Origin of the sequence: Bacillus sp. S2(2024), from assembly GCF_050474045.1 — a bacterium.
GTDB classification, from domain to species: Bacteria; Bacillota; Bacilli; order Bacillales; family Bacillaceae_G; genus Bacillus_A; species Bacillus_A yunxiaonensis.
The window spans coordinates 2,954,652-2,969,438 of record NZ_JBFLUS010000003.1 but is presented as its reverse complement, the minus strand read 5'-3'; the positions used below and the strand labels follow the sequence as shown (position 1 = coordinate 2,969,438).

The following is a 14,787-nucleotide window of genomic DNA, read 5'->3' as shown; positions in this document are numbered from 1 at the left end:
AAAAGAAGGCAAAGAAAAAACCCTGCCGAAGCAGGGCCCTTCTTACACTAGTATGACTAGCAAGAAGGCAAAGGGAGAGGAGAAACCGGAGGAAGAACTTATGGGGAAACGTAAGTCTTCTCCGCGGTTGGCAACAACATCGAAGGTGATGTTGTTATCTTTATTTATGTCCAAACTATATAAAGATATACATTGTAAAATTAAAATTTCTCTTTTGCTTTTTATTTTTCTTTCATATGTTTTATGATAGGATAAAAAAGATGAATATACATAAAGTGAAGCTTCCGTTAATGGAAGTCTTACTGTCCGCGAGTAGTAGGTAACATTGAGCTTGCGCAAGAATGATTTATATGAACAATCTGTTAGAAAGAGATAAAGGTAGTGACAAATTATGAGAGTAGTTTCAGGAAAGTGTAAAGGTCATCCTTTAAAAGCTGTACCAGGTAATACAACGCGCCCGACTACAGACAAGGTGAAAGAAGCCATTTTTAATATTATCGGTCCTTATTTTGAAGGTGGTTTAGCCCTTGATTTGTTTGGAGGAAGCGGTGGTCTTGGTATTGAGGCTCTTAGTAGAGGGATAGATAAAGCTATTTTTGTTGACCGCGATGGAAAGGCTATAAAGGTTATCCATCAAAATTTAGAAAGTTGCAGGTTAGAAGCGCAAGCTGAAGTATATAGAAATGATGCGGAACGTGCTGTAAAGGCGCTTATGAAACGTGAAATATCATTCGATCTTGTACTATTAGATCCGCCGTATAAGGATCAAAAGATTGTCTCTTTAATTAGTATAATGGATCAACATGGTCTGTTGAAAGAAAACGGAATTGTTATGTCAGAACATGGGGTAGATGTAGAATTACCTGAAACAATTGGAAGACTTGTGAAGGTGAGAGCTGAAAACTATGGTATTACAGCGATTTCGATTTATAAGTATGAAGGTGAGGGGACCGAATGGCAAGCATAGCAATTTCTTCGGGAAGTTTTGATCCGATTACGCTTGGACATTTAGATATTATTAAGAGGGGGGCAAAAGTCTTTGAAGAAGTATATGTTGTTGTTTTAAATAATTCATCAAAGACACCACTTTTTACGGTAGAAGAGCGTTTAGAATTAATTCGCGAGGCAACAAAAGATATTCCGAATGTAAAAGTTGATTCACACAGTGGTTTATTAGTAGAGTATGCGAGGATGCGTAATGCAAATGCGATTTTACGTGGTTTGCGCGCCGTATCTGATTTTGAATATGAAATGCAAATTACATCCATGAATCGTAAATTAGAAGAGAATGTAGAAACATTTTTTATTATGACAAATAATCAATATTCCTTTTTAAGCTCAAGTATTGTAAAAGAAGTAGCGCGTTATGGTGGTAATGTCGCTGGACTCGTTCCGCCAATTGTAGAACGTGCCTTAAAAGAGAAGTTTCAAACCCCGTTATGATGAACGGGGTTTTTTGCTATTGATAAAACGCATGAATAGTAACATAACATATAAATATAAACAAAACAGTGTAAAGATTGGACCATATGTAACTAGTAAGGCCCATCCTTTTGTTAGTAGGGTAGATTGTTCAGGTAAAAAGACTGGTATATCATATTGGGTAGGTGAAAAAGAATGTAATCTTTCATAAAGTGGTCCCCAAAATATATATGTATAGATTGGAGCAAGGATACTTTGAATAATTCGTGCGATAAAATATGGTTTAAAACGAATGTCTGTTTCTGCTAAAATACTGGCAACTTGAGCTTGAATTGAAAGACCGCTAAATGCTAAAACGAAACTTGTCATCATGGCTTGTTGTAAAATAGAAGTGTGCTCTGTTTGACTAATCATTTGGCTCCCGAGTGTCATTTCAAAAAGACCAGACAAAATAGGGAAACTAAAGTAAGGCGAAAGTTGAAATACAATTAATATTTGTTTCATAATAAGAGCAAGGAAAGTTGTAATATGAAAAACAGTTAGCATTTTATTGAAAACAGAGAATAAAATAATAAACCCGCCAATCATAAGTAATGTTTGAATTGAAGAAGTAATAGCGTCACCGATTAATTTGCCAATGGGGCGTTTTTCTTGTAATCGAGTTTTATGAAGAACGGAAAAGGCGTGCCGTAATGGAATGGACGTTGAATGTTTCTTCGTTTTTGTTTGTGTGTGTCTATCTTGGTAAAAGCGCATGAGCAGTCCAACTGTGAAGTTACTGACATAATGGGCAGCTGCTAAAATAAGTCCTAGTTTTGGATTGTCAAAGAAACCAATTGCTACAGCGCCAAAAATAAATAATGGATTAGAAGAGTTTGTGAAAGATACAAGGCGCTCTGCTTCAATTTGTGTAAGTTGATTTTCCTGGCGTAACCGAGCACTTAATTTTGCACCAGCAGGAAAGCCAGAGGCCATCCCCATTGCCCATACAAATCCTCCGATACCAGGTACACGAAAGAGTGGACGCATAAGGGGTTCTAATAACACGCCGATGAACTTTACAATCCCTAGTCCAATTAGAAGTTCTGCAATAATAAAAAAAGGTAGTAATGAAGGAAAGACAACCTCCCACCATATATTTAACCCTCGAATAGATGATTGTAGTGCCGCTTGGGGGTGGAGTACGAGAGAAACTGTAAAAAAAGTTACCGATATGGTGAGAAAGCCGGTTTTCCATTTTTCGTACATTTTGTATCCCCCTTTGTCCCAAATGTTCATTTCAGTATACGAGGATACATGGTGAAATTAGACCATAAGTATAAAAAGAGAGTGAAAAAATTTTGAGGGTGAAGAAGATGAGAGAGCCAAAAATTGGATTAGCACTTGGGTCAGGCGGTGCGAAAGGATTTGCACATGTAGGTGTTATTAAAGTGTTAAGAGAGGCGGGGATACCCATTCATATGATTGCTGGGAGCAGTATGGGAGCACTAATAGGTACGTTTTATGCTGCAGGATGTAACGTGGACCGTTTGTATCGTTTAGCAACAGTATTTAAGCGAAAATACTATTTGGACTTCACTGTACCTAAAATGGGGTTTATTACTGGCAAACGTGTGAAGGATATGATTAAAATGTTTACATATAATAAAAAATTAGAAGAACTGGATATCCCGACAGCGGTTGTAGCAACGGATATTCTAAATGGTGAAAAGGTTATCTTTACACAAGGTTCTATTGCAGATGCTGTCAGGGCAAGTATTTCTGTACCCGGTATATTTGTTCCAGAGAAAATAAATGGAAGGCTACTAGTTGATGGGGGAGTGATTGATCGTATTCCAGTATCGGTAGTGAAAAAATTAGGGGCTGATATTGTCATTGCCGTTGATGTATCCCCTATTAAGGTCAATGGAGAAGTTACATCTATTTATGATGTCATTATGCAAAGTATTGAAATTATGCAGCATGAACTTGTAGTAAATAGACAAATTGCATCAGATCTTATGATGCATCCAGCTGTAGAACAATTTAGTTCACGGGCCTTTACGAATATAGAAGATATTATTCGTGTTGGAGAAGAAGAAGCGCAGCGGCATATTCAAACAATTTATACGTTGATTGAACAGTGGAAGGAGAAAAAAGATGTTTAAAAAGTTTCGGTATTTATATGCATTACTCATTGGAGTTATAGTTGCAATGTTGATTGTGTTTGTTCCTCTGCCATACTATATTACAAAGCCAGGTATGGCAGAGAAATTAGAGCCGTACGTACAAGTTGAAGGAGGGAATAAAGAGAAGGGTGATTTTATGCTCGTTACGGTTTCAATGGGACGAGCAAATGTTGTTAACTTTCTTTCTGCTAAATTTAACAAGTATGCTGAAATTTTAAAAACAGAAGAAATTTTACAAAAAGGTGAAAGTGATGAAGAGTATCAATTTCGCCAAGTGTATGCAATGAAAGATTCGCAAGATGCGGCAATTTATAATGCATATAAACGAGCAAACTACCCTGTTTCGTTTGAAAATCAAGGGGTACTCGTAGTAGGACTTGCAGATGGTATGCCGGCTGCTGAGAAGTTAAAGCTTGGCGATCGTATTGTTGCTGTAGATGGACAACCATTTCAAACAGCAGAGCAGTTTATTGCGTACATGAAAACAAAAAAACAAAATGATGAAGTAAGTATTAAGTATGTGCGTGAAAAGAATGAGAAAGAAGACAAATTTGTACTAAAGCCAATTCCGGAAGATAAAAGTCGTGCCGGCATTGGGATTTCTATTATTACGGATAAGAAACTTACAGTAAGTCCTAACGTGAAAATTGATGCTCATAAAATTGGAGGACCTTCTGCTGGGCTTATGTTTACATTAGAGATTTATAATCAGCTTGTAAAAGAAGATATAACAAAAGGACACGAAATAGCTGGGACTGGAACAATAAATGAAAAAGGAGAAATCGGGCCAATTGGAGGTATTTCTCAAAAAGTAGTTGCCGCTAATAATGCAGGTGCAGAAGTATTCTTTGCTCCAAATGAGAAGGGAGCAAAGAATTCAAATTATAAAGAAGCAGTGAAAACAGCTAAAGATATAAATACAAAAATGAAGATTATACCTGTGGATACGTTAGATGATGCAATAGCATATTTGAACAAAATGCCAGAAAAAAAGTAAATCCTCTCGTTTAAGAGAGGATTTTTTATTATGCTACTTGCAGGTAGTAAGACCTACCGGATGAAAGTTTCACTTTATAAAAACATACGTTGCGTTTCGTCATACCGAATCGGATGCTGCGTTATATCACGCTTTATCATTTCACCGCAAAGGGGCTCTTGTAAGATAGAGTAATAAACAGCGCTTGCTTTTCGATCTATATCTAGAAGGGGATGCTGAAACGTTTTTGCATGAGAAAGCAAAGGAAGAGCTATTTGTTTTTTCATACTGGATATATATGTTTGTCCTTTCTGGGACATGCCGAGTAAACGGATATATTGTGCGTGCTGTTCTATGTGAGCTTTTTGCATCTCTTCTTTCGTTGTGTTTGTTAAAATATGAGTACAAATACGCTGCAGTCGTGTCCATGTGTAACGTTTTGTTTTTAATGCTTTCATAAATATCGTGAATGAAGTTGCTTCCCGAATAGAAGACAAAATCCGATGCTCCAATCCTTCCTCTACTTCATATATACGTTGTAATTGAGAGGGGGACATTGTTAAGAGTTTATATTTTAGTAAGTGAAAATAATGTTCCCAGTTATGTAGTAGATGATAGGAATGTTTATATTGCTCTAAAAGTAGCTTTGTTATGTTTGGAACAAATGGAGCAATTGCTGAAAAAGTTTTCTGTTCATGAAATAATTGTTTACGTATGCTCGTTGCACTGGCAATTCGTTCATCTTGAAATGTTTCATCATGGTAATGCGAAGCAAAACGCTTAATTGTACTTGCTTTCATTGAACTTTTTTGCTCAATAATTGCTTTTGTGTAATGGAGTCCTAAAATATTATTTGGCTCTGAGACATCAATAGTAGCTACGTTTTTTTGTAAGGATGAAAATGCCTCAGAAGTGGCTTTTGCGTAACTCATTCCAGTTTTTATGTATTGTTGTACAAGCTGATTAAATAAATCCTGCTCAGACTGGTGTATCGTAATTGTATTGTGGAAATGTTCGATATTACCACTTTCGCTTCCAAAGCAAATTTCAGAGACGTGAAGAGCATTTAATATCGAAATAGCACCGTTTGCAAATATTTCAGCTTTTTGTGTTGCAAAGGCATAAGGAAGTTCAACGACAATATCTATTCCGTTTGCTAATGCCATTTGTGTTCGCGCCCATTTTGAAACTAGGGCTGGCTCTCCTCGCTGTAAAAAGGATCCGCTCATAACAGCAATAATTATATCGGCATTTGTTAACTTTTTGGTTTGTTGCACATGATAAGCATGACCGTTGTGAAACGGATTATATTCAACAATAATGCCGCTAGCTTTTATAATAATCTCTCCTTTCAGTGTAGCATCTTTTCCTAAAACATGATAATCTATATATTATTTCCTATAATGACTCCATTATAGTGTAAAGAAAAAATATTGACAAATATACAACAGCTAGCTATAATTTTGTTTGTTGCCTTGAGGTGATATGATATGAAATGGTCCATCCATGAATTGAACAAATATCGACATAAAGGACTAACGTTGGATGAGATGGTAGATGTAAGTGAGCTGAAAAATGTTGAGAAAGATGTTCGAGACATTAATCCTGTTCATGTGACAGGTAGAGTTGATTTTGGCTCCAACAAATTTACGTTCCATCTACATATAACAGGAAGCATGGTGTTACCATGTTCTAGAACGTTAGTAGATGTAACATTACCATTTGACATTGAAACAACTGAGGTGTTCTTAGTTTCCAAAGAAGATTACGAAACCGAAGCAGATTTTCATTACTTAGAAGGAGAAGTACTTGACTTACTCCCTGTAATTAAGGAAAATATACTATTGGAGATTCCAATGCAAATTTTCAGTGAGGATGTTTCTGAAGGAGCACCGATGCAAGGTCGAGACTGGCAAGTGATTTCGGAAAAAAGCGAAGAAAAGCCTGTTGATCCAAGATTAGCAGGACTTGCGAAGTTTTTTGACAAATAACCAGAAGACCGGTTCAGGCCTTCGTATGAAAATAACTTTCTCTTTTAAGGAGGTGGGAAGAATGGCTGTACCTTTTAGAAGAACTTCTAAAACAGTAAAAAGAAAGCGTCGTACGCATTTCAAATTATCAGTACCTGGTATGGTAGAGTGCCCAAGCTGTGGTGAAGCGAAATTAGCTCACCGTGTATGTAAAGCATGCGGTACTTACAAAGGTAAAGAAGTAATCAGCAAGTAATTGCGAAAATAAACGCAGAAGGGAAACCTTCTGCGTTTATTTTTTTTAACTTTTTCTTTACATGTTATTCTTCTATCTTTTCTAGTAACTGCATATGTTTAATAAAAAATGCATAAGGAGGACTAGAGAGATGGCAACAACAAGACAAGATGCATGGACTGATGACGAAGATTTACTTCTGGCAGAAGTAGTGCTCCGGCATATTCGTGAAGGGGGAACGCAACTTTCTGCCTTCAAAGAAGTAGGAAGACATTTATCACGTACACCTGCTGCTTGTGGATTTCGCTGGAATTCTTACGTGCGTAAACAATATAAAGAACGTATTGAAGAAGCAAAGCGAATGAGGAAAACTGAAAATAATGAAGTGCAAGAACAAAAGAAAGAGAAAATAAATTCTCTTTCATTAACATTAGAAGATGTAATTGTGTTTTTACAAAGATATAAAGCAGAAGAAGAAAAAACGGATTTATATAAAAAGATTGAAGTGTTGCAAAAGGAAAAAGAGGGGCTTTTGCAGCAGTTGTCGTTGTATGAAGAAGAGTATCGCACCTTATTTGATTATATTGACAGAAAAAGAAGTGCAATGGTATTAGAGCCTTCCGAAAAAGAGAGAAAACGGGAAAAAGGAATACTTGAAAAAACATCAAAATAAAAACAGCTGAATTACAGCTGTTTTTATTTTTAAGCAGATTCACTGTTTGTAACCGCATTCAAATTTGCGTTTGGATGCCAGATGTAAAAATCTCCATCATCAATAGTTACCTTTTCGAAGTGTAATTTTTCCCAGAAATCGGCAGATTGTACGCGAGCAATTGTTTTGATAGGAAGGTGCAATTGTTTTGCGTAATTGACCAGCATCTTACCAAATCCTTGTTTTTGGAATGTTGGTAACACTTCAAGTTTAAAAAGTTCTACATAAGGTCCAGTAAACAAATTATTAACGGACTGTTGTTTCGTATACAAGCTCATGCGTGCTATAAGAGAGCCGCCGTAATAAATTCCATAAAAAGGAGATTCACTATCATTTTCGATGATATTTGCTTGTAAATCTTCCAACATAGATAATTCTTCAGCACCGCAACCTTTAAACTTTTTAAATTCTTCTAACGTTTTATAATTGATGAGCAAGCGCTCAACTTTGGGAAAGTGCATGTAATCACATCCTTTTCTAGGTGTAGAAAAATAAAGAAAAGTATAAATATTTATAATAGTATTATAACGCATTTTTTCATTTTTATGAAGAAAAGAGATAATTCTTTCAGGATTTTTTTGAAAAGTCTGCTAAAATTATTCTATAAACTATAAAGTAAAACTTTCATGAGTGGGGTTTCTTTCCTACTGATGAAAATTTTTCGATAATTGGGCTTTTACGGACAGTTATCCTCAGTATATCGCCTTCGCTTCTTCTGAACCTTAAGATGTGGGGTATACTATCCGTGAATAGCGGGATAAAAATGGGGGCCTTTGTAGATGGAGATTGGTATAGTTGGACCGGGAGCAATCGGGCTCCTTTTTGCATTTTATTTAGAAAAAAATCAGCAGACTGTTACACTATATACCCGAACAATAGAACAAGCTGAGCGATTGAACGAGTGTGGGATTACGTGTGTGCACAACGGTGCAAGAGAAACTGTATATCCGTTTGTAAGTCCTTTAGAGACTATAAATAACAAAACACATGATTATATATTTGTCGCTGTGAAGCAATATCATTTGGAAGGGATATGGCCGTATTTGCAAGCGGAAAACCGGCTTATTTTCTTGCAGAATGGAATGGGACATCTTCATGTATTACAGCAGATTCAAAGTGCCGGTGTTGCGGTAGGGATTGTAGAGCACGGGGCGAAAAAAGAAAATGTTAGCACCGTCCATCATACTGGAATAGGCAGTACGAAATTTGGGCTTATACATGGAAAAGAGGAAGAATTTGAATCTCTATTTGCTGTATTCTCTGCCAGTCAATTTCCGTTAGTGATTGAAAAAGATTGGAAACAAACAATGCTTTATAAACTTGTCGTTAATGCATGCATTAATCCCTTAACTGCGTTGTTTGGTGTCCAAAATGGTGAGTTATTAACAAATCCATCGTTTTACAAAGTGATGAAGCAAGTGTTTTCGGAAGTGATGGAAATTGTAGGTGATTCGAAATGTGATGAGTATTGGGAACGTGTATGTACAGTATGTGAAAATACGGCTCATAATACTTCATCTATGTTAACGGATGTACAGAATAATAGAAAAACAGAAATTGATGCAATTATTGGTTATTTAATTCGGGAGGCAGAACAGTATCAAAAATCAGTTCCGACGCTCTCCTTTTTGTATCATTCTATAAAAGGATTAGAAAGATAAGAGATATTCTTTGCTTTTATAACGAACATTGACTACAATTTGGTTGGTGAGAGATCAGGATATGAAAGGAAGAAGTATATGGAGATAAAAGAAATCTCTGTCCCACTTCAAGGCGTTGTTGGGGACTATTTGAAACATAAAAAAGAGATTCAAGAATGCTTTGATTATCCGATAACGGAAGAGGGCTTTGTAAGACGTATACATGATTTACGAAATAGACAGTATCCAAAGCAAGAGTTAGTATCACATTTATTGCAATATAATCAAGAATTGAATGCGGGAGAAAAAACACTTCAAAATATCCATGCTTTGTTAGAGGACGATACATATGTTGTTATTGGGGGACAACAAGCAGGGTTATTAACTGGGCCTCTTTATACAATTCATAAAATTATATCTATTTTACAACTTGCAAAGGAAAAGGAAGCGTCGCTGGGGGTACGGGTTGTTCCTGTTTTTTGGATTGCTGGAGAAGATCATGACATTGATGAAATTAACCATGCTTTCGTTACGAAAAATGGAAAGGTGAAAAAGACAATTTTTCACGAGCGTCATCCATATAAAGCGAGTGCTTCTGAAATGGAGATTTCCATTGAGGATTGTAAACGATGGATAGAAGAAATATTTAAAACATATCCAGAAACAAAATATACAAAGGATGTATTGCATTTTGCAGATGAATGTTTACAGCAATCGCGGACATATGTTGATTTCTTTGCGCATCTTATTACAAAGTTATTTACACAATCAGGTTTAATTCTTGTAGATTCTCATCACTCAATCCTTCGAACTATGGAAGTGCCCTTTTTCAAAGAAATATTAGCACGCTATAAAAATGTGCAAGAAGGACTTAACGATCAGCAACGTGTGTTACGTGAGCAAGGATATAAACCGATTATTGAAACAAAACAGAATGCTGTTCATATTTTTATGAACATCAATGGAGAGCGTCTGCTGTTAGAAGAAGAAGAGGGCCGTTTCATCTGTAAAGAGGGGATGTATTCATTTTCGTATGAGGAGCTCCTAGAAAGAATAGAGAGTCACCCTGAACAATTTAGTAACAATGTTGTAACAAGACCGCTTATGCAAGAATATGTTTTCCCTACGCTCGCATTTATTGGTGGGCCAGGAGAAATTGCGTATTGGAGCGAACTACAACAAGTGTTTCATGCGATGGATTTCCAAATGCCACCGGTTGTGCCGCGTTTGACAATTAGCTATTTAGCGCGCGATATTGAAACTGATTTACAAGATTTGCAGCTGCAGGAAAGTGAAGTGTTCAATAAAGGTATTACTGCACTCCGAGAACAGTGGCTATCTATGCAAGTTGAAGAGCCGATAGACGATCAATTTACTCATGCAGCGGAGCAAATTGGAGCGATTCATACATCTTTACAACAATTTGTACAAAAAGTAAATCCAGGTCTGCGAGATTTTGCAAAGAAAAATGAGTTGAAAATTATGCAACAACTTGAATTGTTAGAGCGAACACTTCAGGCGGATTTTGAGAGAAAACATGAAGTGCAGCTTAATAAATTTCGTCGAATTGAAAATTCTTTACAACCTCTATATGCACCGCAAGAACGAGTATGGAATATTTGTTATTACTTAAATGTTTATGGACTTGATTTTGTGGAACGAGTTATGAAGCAAACTTTTAGTTGGACTGGAAAACAGCATATTATAAAATTATAAAATCTTGCTCTTAAGAGCAGGATTTTTTTTTTATTTCGTGGAATTATCTGTAAAACAATTTTATTTACTATGTAAATCTTAACGTGTAAAAGCTGAGAGTGCTCTTTTTTTGAAGAACAGTACTTTTTTTGACAAAATGAAACAAAACGAAAGTAGATTATTATCTTTTTCGACATGTTTTTATGTATTTTCCCGCAAAAGATGATAAAATTTAGTATATAATAAGGTGACATTACCATTAGTAGGGAGTTATGTTCCCGCTAATTGTCAATCATACCAATCAGACTCTTAGGGGCAGTTATCTCAATTCCGCATAATTTTGTGGATGACTATTAAAGCGGGATAAAAAGATGCGTCAAGAGGATTATTTTGCAAAAAGTAGGTGCAACAATGTTTAAACACGTAACAGTTCTTTTAAAAGAAACAGTAGATGGCTTAGAAATTAAACCAAACGGTACATATGTAGATTGTACGCTAGGAGGTGGAGGTCATAGTGCTTATTTACTATCTCAACTTTCTGAAGAAGGAAGACTAATTGCATTTGATCAAGATGAGATTGCAATCCAAAATGCAAAAGAAAAATTCTCTTCTTATAACGGCCAATTTATAACTGTAAAAAGTAACTTTCGCTATTTGAAAGAAAGATTATATGAATTAGGAATTACAGAAGTAGACGGTATTTTATTTGATTTAGGTGTTTCTTCCCCGCAATTAGATACACCAGAACGTGGATTTAGTTATCATCACGATGCTCCGCTTGACATGCGCATGGATCAAGATGCTCCGTTAACAGCATATGACGTTGTAAATAGTTGGTCATATGAACAACTTGTAAGAATCTTTTTTCAATATGGTGAAGAAAAATTTTCGAAGCAAATTGCAAGGAAAATTGAAGCGTACCGTGAGACAAAGCCAATTGAAACAACTGGAGAGTTAGTGGAATTGATTAAAGAAGGGATTCCAGCTCCAGCACGTCGGACTGGTGGGCATCCTGCAAAGAGAGTATTCCAGGCAATTCGTATTGCAGTTAATGATGAATTAAAAGTATTTGAGGAAGCGTTGGAAGCGGCGATTGATATAACAAAAACAGGTGGGCGAATTAGTGTTATTACATTCCATTCATTGGAAGATCGCATTTGTAAAGTGACATTTAAAAAACATAGTACAACACCTCAGCTTCCACCAGGATTACCAATTATTCCCGATGAATATAAACCGAAATTGAAGCTAATTACAAGAAAGCCAATTTTACCTTCTGATGTGGAATTAGAAGAAAATAATCGAGCACGTTCTTCAAAACTACGAATTGCTGAAAAATTATAAAAAGGAGAGAGAGGTATGACAAATTTAGCCGTTAAGTATAAAAAGCAGCAAGTAGAAGTACAATCTCAAGCTCCGCAGCAAGTAATACAGCCAGGTGTGAAAACAAAAATTACAAGAATTGAAAAATTATTGTACGTTGCATTTATTGGCTTTTTATTATATGCATGTGTAGCATTTATTGGTAATAAAGCGGCGTTATATGAAGCTGATGCTAAAGTAACAGAAATGGAAAGCACAATTACAAAACAACAAAAAATGAATCAAGAATTACAGGCTGAAACTGAAAAGCTAACACGTTATGATCGCATTGCAGAAATTGCAAAAAAACATGGGCTTGAAATTAATGCGAATAATGTAAAAGGCTTAAATTAATACAATAGGTGTGAAGAAGAGATGAATACACGTAAATTTCATACCAACAAAGGAGCAGGGTTCTTCATCAAGGTTTTTCTCCTGCTCTTTTTTCTGTTGTTAGCCCGCTTTCTTTATATTCAAACCACGAAAACAGTGCATGGAGTAGATTTAGAGACAATTGCACAGCAAAAACATAATAAAAATGGGGTGCTCGAAGCAAATCGAGGAACTATATATGATCAAAATGGTTATGTACTTGCTCAAGATACAAATTCATATAAGATGGTCGCTGCTTTAAAAGGACAAAATCATATAAAAGACAAAGAAGATGCTGCGGCGAAAATATCGAAAGTACTTGATGTAAGTAAAGAAGAAATTTTGAAGTACTTAAATAAAGACCTGACACAAGTAGAGTTCGGATCAATTGGAAAAAATTTAACGAAAGAACAGATGGAACAAATTAAAAGTTTAGGTATAAAAGGAATTTCTTTTGTTACAGAAAAAGCAAGGGTATATCCGAACGGAGATTTTGCTTCTTATGTACTTGGATATGCTAAGCCAAATGATCAAGGAATTGGAGTAGGGCAGTTCGGTCTTGAACAAAGTTTAGATAAATATTTACGTGCTTCTAACGGAAGTATGACGTATACAGGTGATACGAAAGGTGTCTCACTAGATGATAAAAAAAGTGATGTGAAGCCTCCTAAAAATGGAGATAATGTATATTTAACAATTGACCAACGCATTCAAAGTTTTCTAGAAGATGCGATGGCAGAAGCAGAAAAACATTATGATCCATCAATGTTAATTGGAGTTGTAGCGGATCCAAAAACAGGAAAAATTTTAGCGATGTCTAGTAGACCAAGTTTTGATCCAAATAAACCAGAAATTAAAAACTATTTAAATGATCCGATTGCTAATGCGTATGAACCGGGTTCGACAATGAAAATCTTTACGTTAGCGGCTGCGATTAATGAAGGTGTATACAATGGCCAAGAGTATTATCAATCGGGTAAGTACAAAGTAGGGAATTCGGAAATTAAAGATCATAATAACGGTGCAGGATGGGGCTCGATTACGTTTGATGAAGGTGTTGAGCGTTCATCAAACGTTGCTTTCGCTATTTTAGGAAATGAAAAGCTAGGACCTGATCGTTTCCATCAATATATTCATAAATTTCACTTAGATCAACAGACAGGAATTGATTTGCCTGGAGAAGGTAAAAATAGAATTTTATTTGATAAGCAAATTCAGCAAGTAACAACGGCATTTGGACAAGGTTCTACTGTAACTCCAATTCAACTTGTACAAGCGGCTACTGCAATTGCTAACGACGGAAAAATGATGAAACCTTATGTAGTTGATCGAATTGAAGATCAATTGAATGATAAAGTTGTTAAGCAAAATCATCCAGAAGAGGTAGGGAAACCAGTTACAAAAGAGACTGCAGCACAAGTAAGGCAATTGTTAGAACGAGTTGTAACATCGCCGAAAGGAACGGGAACGGCGTATAAACTTGATGGCTATTCTGTTGGTGGTAAAACCGGAACAGCACAAATTCCGGATGGAAACGGTGGGTATATGACAGGGAAACAAAATTATATTTTCTCATTCCTTGGTATGGCACCAATAGATGATCCGCAGCTTGTGGTATATTTAGCAATTAAGCAGCCTAAATTAAAAGACACTGAAAATGGTGCACAACCGTTAGCTGAAATATTTAAATCTGTAACGAAAAATAGTTTGGAGTATTTAAAGATTAAACCGAATGAAGTAAAAGATGTGCAAAAACAAGTAAAACAGCAGCAAGCCGCTGTTCCAGATGTAGCAGGTAAAACGATGGAAGAAGCCAAGGGAATATTAGAAAAGGCGAAGTTCCGACCTGTTATATTGGGAGAGGGAACGGTCAAACAACAAGTGCCAAAAGCGGGTGAAAAAACATTAACGGGCGATCGAATATTCTTAGTAGGAGATCAACCGAAAATGCCGAATATTAATGGTTGGGCACTTCGTGATGTGATGAATTTAGCGGAAACATTAAATCTAGATTTGAAACTTTCAGGTACAGGATATGTAACCGAGCAAAGTATTGCTGAAGGTACTCCATTAAAAGAGAAAATGCCGCTGGAAGTAAAACTTGTTCCGCCCCTTGAACCGCAGCAAGAAGCGGAGACGGAGCCGGACAAAAAAGCCGGTACTTAATATAGGAGAAGTGCTCGTGTTCTAATTAAATAAGTACAAGCATATATTGGAACAAGTTAAGCGTAAAGG

Annotated in this window: 15 protein-coding genes; 12 read left to right on the top strand and 3 right to left on the bottom strand. The window is 36.2% G+C overall.

The window, feature by feature from the left end; translation table 11 throughout:
• Positions 1-391 precede the first annotated feature (391 nt).
• Positions 392-967, top strand: coding sequence for a 16S rRNA (guanine(966)-N(2))-methyltransferase RsmD (gene rsmD / locus AB1284_RS14845; RefSeq protein ID WP_429754125.1), 576 nt, complete (start codon positions 392-394; stop codon positions 965-967).
• Positions 955-1,443, top strand: a complete 489-nt coding sequence (coaD, locus tag AB1284_RS14840) for a pantetheine-phosphate adenylyltransferase (protein WP_336483207.1) — start codon at positions 955-957, stop codon at positions 1,441-1,443. The genes rsmD and coaD overlap by 13 nt, the downstream gene beginning before the upstream one ends.
• Here the strand turns inward: coaD and ylbJ are convergent.
• Positions 1,438-2,670, bottom strand: coding sequence for a sporulation integral membrane protein YlbJ (gene ylbJ / locus AB1284_RS14835; protein ID WP_429754126.1), 1,233 nt, complete (start codon positions 2,668-2,670; stop codon positions 1,438-1,440). The two genes, coaD and ylbJ, sit on opposite strands and share 6 nt — an antisense overlap.
• Before the next feature lie 107 nt (positions 2,671-2,777).
• On the opposite strand from ylbJ, the gene AB1284_RS14830 reads away from it, so the two are divergent.
• Entirely contained in the window at positions 2,778-3,569 is a 792-nt protein-coding gene (locus AB1284_RS14830) for a patatin-like phospholipase family protein (RefSeq protein WP_429714188.1), read from the top strand.
• The gene (locus AB1284_RS14825) at positions 3,562-4,587 is read left to right on the top strand and encodes a SepM family pheromone-processing serine protease (RefSeq protein ID WP_429754127.1); all 1,026 of its coding nucleotides are present in this window, start codon (positions 3,562-3,564) and stop codon (positions 4,585-4,587) included. Before AB1284_RS14830 ends, AB1284_RS14825 begins: the two co-directional genes overlap by 8 nt.
• A 74-nt stretch (positions 4,588-4,661) precedes the next feature.
• Here AB1284_RS14825 and AB1284_RS14820 read toward each other — a convergent pair whose 3' ends face one another.
• The gene (locus AB1284_RS14820; RefSeq protein WP_429754448.1) at positions 4,662-5,903 is read right to left on the bottom strand and encodes a nucleotidyltransferase; all 1,242 of its coding nucleotides are present in this window, start codon (positions 5,901-5,903) and stop codon (positions 4,662-4,664) included.
• Positions 5,904-6,056: 153 nt separating this feature from the next.
• Here AB1284_RS14820 and AB1284_RS14815 point away from each other — a divergent pair, with 153 nt between their 5' ends.
• The 3 genes from AB1284_RS14815 (at position 6,057) to AB1284_RS14805 (ending at position 7,444) form a co-directional block, all read left to right on the top strand.
• Positions 6,057-6,557 carry a YceD family protein gene (locus AB1284_RS14815; protein WP_429754128.1) on the top strand — a complete coding sequence of 167 codons (501 nt, stop codon included), beginning with the start codon at positions 6,057-6,059 and terminating at the stop codon, positions 6,555-6,557.
• Positions 6,558-6,618: 61 nt separating this feature from the next.
• On the top strand, positions 6,619-6,792 hold the full coding sequence (rpmF, locus tag AB1284_RS14810) for a 50S ribosomal protein L32 (RefSeq protein ID WP_001984764.1): 174 nt from the start codon (positions 6,619-6,621) through the stop codon (positions 6,790-6,792).
• A 130-nt stretch (positions 6,793-6,922) separates the two neighbouring features.
• Positions 6,923-7,444, top strand: coding sequence for an RsfA family transcriptional regulator (locus AB1284_RS14805; protein WP_429754129.1), 522 nt, complete (start codon positions 6,923-6,925; stop codon positions 7,442-7,444).
• A 29-nt stretch (positions 7,445-7,473) separates the two neighbouring features.
• On the opposite strand, the gene AB1284_RS14800 is transcribed toward AB1284_RS14805, so the two are convergent.
• Positions 7,474-7,944, bottom strand: coding sequence for an N-acetyltransferase (locus AB1284_RS14800; RefSeq protein WP_336483201.1), 471 nt, complete (start codon positions 7,942-7,944; stop codon positions 7,474-7,476).
• A 318-nt stretch (positions 7,945-8,262) separates the two neighbouring features.
• Here AB1284_RS14800 and AB1284_RS14795 point away from each other — a divergent pair, with 318 nt between their 5' ends.
• From AB1284_RS14795 to AB1284_RS14775, 5 genes are all read left to right on the top strand, one after another.
• Entirely contained in the window at positions 8,263-9,144 is an 882-nt protein-coding gene (locus tag AB1284_RS14795; protein ID WP_429754130.1) for a 2-dehydropantoate 2-reductase, read from the top strand.
• Positions 9,145-9,222: 78 nt separating this feature from the next.
• Positions 9,223-10,839, top strand: coding sequence for a bacillithiol biosynthesis cysteine-adding enzyme BshC (bshC, locus tag AB1284_RS14790; protein WP_429754131.1), 1,617 nt, complete (start codon positions 9,223-9,225; stop codon positions 10,837-10,839).
• 390 nt (positions 10,840-11,229) lie between these two features.
• Positions 11,230-12,162: a 16S rRNA (cytosine(1402)-N(4))-methyltransferase RsmH gene (gene rsmH / locus AB1284_RS14785; RefSeq protein WP_336483249.1), complete on the top strand. Its 933-nt coding sequence runs from the start codon at positions 11,230-11,232 to the stop codon at positions 12,160-12,162.
• Between the two features lie 15 nt (positions 12,163-12,177).
• The gene (ftsL, locus tag AB1284_RS14780) at positions 12,178-12,534 is read left to right on the top strand and encodes a cell division protein FtsL (protein WP_429754132.1); all 357 of its coding nucleotides are present in this window, start codon (positions 12,178-12,180) and stop codon (positions 12,532-12,534) included.
• Between the two features lie 21 nt (positions 12,535-12,555).
• The gene (locus AB1284_RS14775) at positions 12,556-14,718 is read left to right on the top strand and encodes a penicillin-binding protein (protein WP_429754133.1); all 2,163 of its coding nucleotides are present in this window, start codon (positions 12,556-12,558) and stop codon (positions 14,716-14,718) included.
• Positions 14,719-14,787: the final 69 nt, after the last annotated feature.

What these genes read in the sequence shown, in the direction of transcription:
- AB1284_RS14775 (WP_429754133.1), top strand. Translation starts at nt 12,556, where the DNA reads ATGAATACACGTAAATTTCATACCAACAAAGGAGCAGGGTTCTTCATC.
- coaD (WP_336483207.1), top strand. Translation starts at nt 955, where the DNA reads ATGGCAAGCATAGCAATTTCTTCGGGAAGTTTTGATCCGATTACGCTT.
- AB1284_RS14830 (WP_429714188.1), top strand. Translation starts at nt 2,778, where the DNA reads ATGAGAGAGCCAAAAATTGGATTAGCACTTGGGTCAGGCGGTGCGAAA.
- AB1284_RS14805 (WP_429754129.1), top strand. Translation starts at nt 6,923, where the DNA reads ATGGCAACAACAAGACAAGATGCATGGACTGATGACGAAGATTTACTT.
- AB1284_RS14795 (WP_429754130.1), top strand. Translation starts at nt 8,263, where the DNA reads ATGGAGATTGGTATAGTTGGACCGGGAGCAATCGGGCTCCTTTTTGCA.
- AB1284_RS14825 (WP_429754127.1), top strand. Translation starts at nt 3,562, where the DNA reads ATGTTTAAAAAGTTTCGGTATTTATATGCATTACTCATTGGAGTTATA.
- ylbJ (WP_429754126.1), bottom strand. Translation starts at nt 2,670, where the DNA reads ATGTACGAAAAATGGAAAACCGGCTTTCTCACCATATCGGTAACTTTT.
- rpmF (WP_001984764.1), top strand. Translation starts at nt 6,619, where the DNA reads ATGGCTGTACCTTTTAGAAGAACTTCTAAAACAGTAAAAAGAAAGCGT.
- bshC (WP_429754131.1), top strand. Translation starts at nt 9,223, where the DNA reads ATGGAGATAAAAGAAATCTCTGTCCCACTTCAAGGCGTTGTTGGGGAC.
- rsmD (WP_429754125.1), top strand. Translation starts at nt 392, where the DNA reads ATGAGAGTAGTTTCAGGAAAGTGTAAAGGTCATCCTTTAAAAGCTGTA.
- ftsL (WP_429754132.1), top strand. Translation starts at nt 12,178, where the DNA reads ATGACAAATTTAGCCGTTAAGTATAAAAAGCAGCAAGTAGAAGTACAA.
- AB1284_RS14800 (WP_336483201.1), bottom strand. Translation starts at nt 7,944, where the DNA reads ATGCACTTTCCCAAAGTTGAGCGCTTGCTCATCAATTATAAAACGTTA.
- rsmH (WP_336483249.1), top strand. Translation starts at nt 11,230, where the DNA reads ATGTTTAAACACGTAACAGTTCTTTTAAAAGAAACAGTAGATGGCTTA.
- AB1284_RS14815 (WP_429754128.1), top strand. Translation starts at nt 6,057, where the DNA reads ATGAAATGGTCCATCCATGAATTGAACAAATATCGACATAAAGGACTA.